Origin of the sequence: Lachnoanaerobaculum saburreum DSM 3986, from assembly GCF_000185385.1 — a bacterium.
In the GTDB taxonomy this organism is placed as follows: domain Bacteria; phylum Bacillota; class Clostridia; order Lachnospirales; family Lachnospiraceae; genus Lachnoanaerobaculum; species Lachnoanaerobaculum saburreum.
Genome location: NZ_GL622296.1, coordinates 562,900 through 566,749, shown reverse-complemented (window position 1 = coordinate 566,749; position 3,850 = coordinate 562,900). Strand labels below are relative to the sequence as shown.

At 30.6% G+C, this 3,850-nt stretch carries 4 protein-coding genes; 1 reads left to right on the top strand and 3 read right to left on the bottom strand.

Annotation, left to right across the window (positions count from 1 at the left end):
- Positions 1-38 precede the first annotated feature (38 nt).
- Both HMPREF0381_RS02745 and HMPREF0381_RS02740 read right to left on the bottom strand, forming a co-directional pair.
- The gene (locus HMPREF0381_RS02745; protein ID WP_008750341.1) at positions 39-569 is read right to left on the bottom strand and encodes an AlbA family DNA-binding domain-containing protein; all 531 of its coding nucleotides are present in this window, start codon (positions 567-569) and stop codon (positions 39-41) included.
- Between the two features lie 392 nt (positions 570-961).
- Positions 962-1,801, bottom strand: a complete 840-nt coding sequence (locus tag HMPREF0381_RS02740; protein WP_008750339.1) for an Rpn family recombination-promoting nuclease/putative transposase — start codon at positions 1,799-1,801, stop codon at positions 962-964.
- Positions 1,802-1,997: 196 nt separating this feature from the next.
- Between HMPREF0381_RS02740 and HMPREF0381_RS14955 the strand changes: the two genes are divergently transcribed.
- The gene (locus HMPREF0381_RS14955) at positions 1,998-2,165 is read left to right on the top strand and encodes a hypothetical protein (protein WP_008750338.1); all 168 of its coding nucleotides are present in this window, start codon (positions 1,998-2,000) and stop codon (positions 2,163-2,165) included.
- Positions 2,166-2,309: 144 nt separating this feature from the next.
- Here HMPREF0381_RS14955 and HMPREF0381_RS02735 read toward each other — a convergent pair whose 3' ends face one another.
- Positions 2,310-3,683 (bottom strand): AAA family ATPase, encoded by a 1,374-nt coding sequence (locus HMPREF0381_RS02735; protein ID WP_008750337.1) that lies wholly within the window; start codon positions 3,681-3,683, stop codon positions 2,310-2,312.
- Positions 3,684-3,850 lie beyond the last annotated feature (167 nt).

The window sequence follows — 3,850 nt, the reverse complement described above, 5'->3', positions numbered from 1 at the left end:
TTTTTTGCTACCTTAACCCACCGTCTAAAGCCGGTGGGTTAAGGTAGCATTATTTCAAAAGATAATTCTTGATACTCACTTGCTGTATTCTCTATTGTTGGAAATCCGGTTCTCAAAATAGAAAATAAAAAAGATTCTTTTTCCGGATACTTTCTCAGCTTCTCTTTGCTTGATCCGATTCTTATATATCTCTCTTCCGAAAAAGAAGTAGGTATTATCTTAGCTGCCGGAATAACCAATACAACCACTCTCTTATCCTCTAAATAAATTTCTTCAAAGTGAAAATTAACATCAGGATATATTTGTCTGGCTAGAAAGTGCTTTAAAGGCTCTCCTTTAACATCTTGATTCGGATCGAATTTAGTCCCAACCGGTTCATGCGTCTTATCATGAATCCCCCATATAAAGTATCCATACTCCCTACCTTCATAGGCTGAACTATTTGAAATTGCGGATATGTATTCTCCCAATTCCCTCGGATCATTCCAATTTTCTTTGAACTCAAACCACTCACGTTCCGTATCATATTGTCTAAGTTCATCAATTTTTGAAATCAATGTGCTATTCATATTATCTTACTCCCGACAATTTACTACTATATATATTAGATTATAGCACAATGATAACAGACCATACAATGTAACAAAACTACCACATTTCACTTATTGATAAGTTAATAAGCACATTTAACACATTTTCATGTAGCACCTCTATTTTAAAATTTTCTTTAAGTTCATACCTTTTTGAAAAACTTAGAATTATCCTCATATAATTTCCCTGTTTGATTATCGAAACCATCTGTGACGCCTTATGAGATAAGTCTTAGGATTAAATATGAAGTTCATCAATAACTCCTAACCTTGTCAACTTTCACAAAAGACTGACAACATGTCCGCCATACAAAAAAGGACACCTTTTACAGTGTCCTCATTGTTTTTGTTTTAAGCCTTTACTAAATCATTTACATTTTTTCATTCAAATATTTTTGAAACGTACTTACGCTTATATTTGCTCTTTTTGCAGCATCTTCTACTGATATTATTCCATCTTTTACAAGCATAAGTAATGTATTTATAACACCTTCTTTTCTTCCCTCTTTTATCCACTTGTTTTTAGACTTTTCTAATACTTCCTGATCAAAATCCTCTTTAAATATGTCATATAACTCCTTCATTGCATCCGTCATCTTATTACCCTCCTTAACATACTTAAAATCATATTTCATTTTAGATGTCACAGGAAAATTATCACTGTAACAATCATCTTTTGTAAAAACTCCCATTAGTTCAGATAACGTAGTACCGTCATTTATATTAGCACTGATATATATTTCTTTAAGCCCGTTGTCAACTTCTCTATTACTTCCGTCTATCACCCTTTTTATTAAATATGAACTCTTATTTTCTTTGAATATATCGAAATTGCAAATATATATCATGCATACTTCCGGCACATTATCAAAGCTTTCTCCTTTTTTCATCAAGCTTGTAGTCAACACGCTGCTGTAATATCTCACTCTTTTTTGATGATTTACATTGTCAGCATTTTGAACCTCAATATTCACTCGCCTTCCATCTCTTAGCTCACAATAAGCATCAAGTATTACAGAGCGTCTTTCTATATTAGTTATAGCATATTGCGACTTATTATTTAAGACTTTCAGCTGATAATCTTGCAAAAACGTCCTCAATATTTCTTCACAAAACTCCCTATTTTCTGCCATCTTTCTAAATATAATGTCATCAATAGGATTTAACTTTTGTACATATTCTTTGAATTTTTGTATAGACCTGTCAGACATAAACCTCCTTTATAAATAACACCTCTTTTGAACCGGAAAATATAAGAAATATGTATCTAAAATTATTAGATATAACAAACTGTATTCATAATTATTATAATAAATACTTTTAATTAAATCAATATACTTGATAGAAATACAATATTATATACTATAATTAACCTATAAAAATATTTCAGATTTCGGAGGATTAACTATGACAAATACACCAATTCAATTTAATATAAATTCAGATGCCACTGAGACACCTGGAATCAGCGCTTTAGAGAAAACAAGTAAAATTGCAAATAAATATAATATTTCCGATATGTCACAGGATGATATAAATACAGAGATAGCAGAGTCAAGAAAATCATCCGATTGATATACACAGGGGGTACCCGATTTCTGACCTAATTAACAAATTTACAGAGATTGATGAGGCGATTACAGATGTATTTGATAATCTGTATATCTTGATTAATATAATTTCTCCTGTTTGATTGCAATCATAATATCTTTTGCCAGATCACCTATTTAAGGATTTTTCTTGGAATTTATTCCTGTTAAATTGAAATTGCTTAAACACAGGTATTGCACCATATCTTCCCTCTAAATAAGCCTTGCTTAGTTTTTTATCATATCTTTCCTTAAATTTATCTAATGAATAGATTACACTGACATTATTATTATCTCTCTCAATAAACCATATTTCATCCCTACGGAATATTTTTTTGTCCATGATAGCATTCTCATGAGTCGTAAATATCAGCTGAATCCTCTCTTCTTTATGTGATTCCATAAACATTTCAATAAAATGTTCTGTAAGCTTTGTATGTAAGCTTCTCTCCAATTCATCAACAACAAATACAATATCATCTTGCTTTATCATAAGCATATATATAAGATCAATCAATCTCTTTGTGCCGTCAGATTCTTCAGAAAAATCAAATATAGACTTACCATGCTTTAATACAATTGTAGTAATTTCAGGCTCGGAGTTTTCTCTTATTCTTATATTAAAAAATCCTTCACCTATTCTCCAAGTCATTTGCATTTTCTTTAAATTTTCTAATTGCATTTTTAACTTAATACTATCAAAAATATTTAACATCACGTCTTTCGGAATCATCTTACTAAGTTCTTCCGGAGTAATTTCTTTTGTATTTATTTCATTTACCCCTGTATCAAAAGTCTCTATCAATTTACTAACCGTATCCAATGATTCCTTTGTATAATATACTTCATCACTTGAAATGCCTCTATCAGGATTTATTATAATAATATTATTTATAAGCCACTCAAATACCTTTTTGAAAAAAATAAACTTGGAATTATCTTCATATCTCTTGCCCCTATTCATCTCCGTTAGAAAAAGCCCTGTTTCATTTCCCATAAAGTCTTCTGCATAAACATTAAACCTGTTTTTCTCGGCACTTGACAATCTAATTCCATCACCTAACTTCGGCATATTACCGCCATCCCTTGAAAACAGATTATTTGCATTCCCATCCTGCATTAACTCATACAGCCACTCTTCTATAATCTTTCTCTTACTTAAAACAGCGGCAAAACCATATGCATAAAATTTATCACCTACTGTAAATTGCAGTTCAAATACACTTTCCCTGTCTTTATTTGAATCTTTATTCCTACAATAATTATTTACAGACTCCAAAGGAAGCCCTTCCATTATTACTGTTTTTATAAACTCCAATGATTTAACCAAGTTTGATTTTCCCGAAGCATTAGCACCATATATTACTGCATTCTTCAATAAATTTGTTTGCTTTATTTTAATACGGTGACTCTTATTTTCCTGTATCTTACTTGATGAAATCATAGACAATTCTTCTTTTTTATCAAAAGACTTAAAATTCTCTACTGTAATATTAACTAACATATTATCTACCTCATAACCATTTAAAAACTGCTTTTCACTTATTATATAACTGTATATTACGCTTTTTTCTCTATATGGTCAACTCAAATCTGGAATACTGATTTTCAATGTATCGGGTCTTCAACACTTAGTCATATACCAAAACCCTCCAAAGCCTTGTAAATACA

Coding starts and splice junctions, on each gene's coding strand:
- HMPREF0381_RS02745 (WP_008750341.1), bottom strand. CDS start 569: ATGAATAGCACATTGATTTCAAAAATTGATGAACTTAGACAATATGAT.
- HMPREF0381_RS02740 (WP_008750339.1), bottom strand. CDS start 1,801: ATGTCTGACAGGTCTATACAAAAATTCAAAGAATATGTACAAAAGTTA.
- HMPREF0381_RS14955 (WP_008750338.1), top strand. CDS start 1,998: ATGACAAATACACCAATTCAATTTAATATAAATTCAGATGCCACTGAG.
- HMPREF0381_RS02735 (WP_008750337.1), bottom strand. CDS start 3,683: ATGTTAGTTAATATTACAGTAGAGAATTTTAAGTCTTTTGATAAAAAA.